Source organism: Oleiphilus sp. HI0079, from assembly GCF_001635105.1.
In genome coordinates, this window is record NZ_LWFT01000622.1 from 1 (window position 1) to 1,248 (window position 1,248).

General features: G+C 38.8%; 4 protein-coding genes. 2 read left to right on the forward strand and 2 right to left on the reverse strand.

Features of this window, described 5'->3' with window-relative positions; all coding sequences use genetic code 11:
- Positions 1 to 255 (forward strand): hypothetical protein (locus tag A3750_RS26835; protein ID WP_231871796.1); only part of this gene is annotated, 255 nt, incomplete at its 5' end.
- A 73-nt stretch (positions 256 to 328) separates the two neighbouring features.
- Here A3750_RS26835 and A3750_RS11255 read toward each other — a convergent pair.
- Both A3750_RS11255 and A3750_RS11260 read right to left on the reverse strand, forming a co-directional pair.
- Positions 329 to 646 (reverse strand): CcdB family protein, encoded by a 318-nt coding sequence (locus A3750_RS11255; RefSeq protein ID WP_068453302.1) that lies wholly within the window; start codon positions 644 to 646, stop codon positions 329 to 331.
- Positions 646 to 1,011: a type II toxin-antitoxin system CcdA family antitoxin gene (locus A3750_RS11260; RefSeq protein ID WP_231871797.1), complete on the reverse strand. Its 366-nt coding sequence runs from the start codon at positions 1,009 to 1,011 to the stop codon at positions 646 to 648. The genes A3750_RS11255 and A3750_RS11260 overlap by 1 nt, the downstream gene beginning before the upstream one ends.
- A 34-nt stretch (positions 1,012 to 1,045) precedes the next feature.
- Between A3750_RS11260 and A3750_RS11265 the strand changes: the two genes are divergently transcribed.
- Positions 1,046 to 1,248: type II toxin-antitoxin system RelE/ParE family toxin (locus A3750_RS11265; protein ID WP_068548271.1), on the forward strand; the 203-nt coding region annotated here is incomplete at its 3' end.

Sequence of the window (1,248 nt, forward strand, 5' to 3'; positions counted from 1 at the left end):
AAACTAAATCAATGGATTGATTATTCTCCCGAATTAGAGGCTACGCTCTCTAAGAAAAGTTCAAGTTTCAAATTAGCGGTCCAAAAATACCAAAAAATCAAAAACAAGCCGCAAAGTGAAAATGGTGACCAATTTCGTAAAGCATTCAGAGAAATTGTAACTCAAAGTAAGGAGTTTCAAGATTTGCTGTCTGCTTTTAACTCCAAGGTTAAAGAATTAAATACTGTTAAATGCACAAAAAACATAACAAGGTAATCAACTTCATGGCAAGGCAAGCCATGCCATCGGACTGCCACTGCTTCGCACCGGCAGCCCGGTTATTACGGCGTTAAATGCCGGTGATCAGCATATCAATGGCGTCAATAATTTGATACCGATAACTCTCTAGAGAATCTACCTCGGATTTTAGAATTGACTTTGGAACGGTGGTCATCTGATTGGTTACAAGAACAAATTCGTCGCCGTCAATATTGACGGTAGGGCAAAGCTTTTGGGCTACTTTATCGTTTACTTTGTTTGATGGTGTTAATGGTATAACCAGTCTAGAGTTTAAATCACTTAACAAGTTGTTCTGAACATCAACAAAATAAGGGTAGGTCTTTTTACTGCTTTTATCTTTGTTCAGATAAAGTGTAAATTGGCTCATCAAAAACTCCTAAACGAGTCAGAGAATAAGCCGTTTTCATCGCTCAGCTTGTTAAGCTCATCAATTGCATCTTTGTTTTCTTTAAGCCATTGCTCGCGCTGTGCGTTTTTCACTTGTACAATTAGGGCTTGTTCAAGTGTGGCAGATAAATTTATTTTCAAGCTCTTAGCTTGATTTAAAAGGTCGCTATTTACAGTTAGGTTGGTTGCTTTTTTAGGTGCTTGTTGGTCAAAAAGTGCTTGCATATTATTTACTCCAAATGCGCATATGTTATGTGCATTCATGCTATTCCATACAAGAGCATTTAACAAGCGCCTCCAACGGACAAATGTTACTGTCACCACTGACAAAACTGCCGCCAGCAAAATTTGCTCGTTGAGGTGGGCGTTATACTTATTGATGCGTGGTGCGCACCATGCTAAGAAATTGAAAATGCAGTTGGCAGCTATTGATACTGCGCAAGTGATCGACGATGTTGATTTGCCCGGTTATCAATTGCATCCGTTAAAAGGAGAGCGAGAGGACATTTGGTCTATTTCAGTCAATGGTAGGCGGGTAACTTTTGAGTTTAAAGATGGTAATGCTTTTATATTAAATTACGA

Excerpts from the sequence above, each read along its gene's own strand:
- A3750_RS11255 (WP_068453302.1), bottom strand. The coding sequence starts at position 646 with ATGAGCCAATTTACACTTTATCTGAACAAAGATAAAAGCAGTAAAAAG.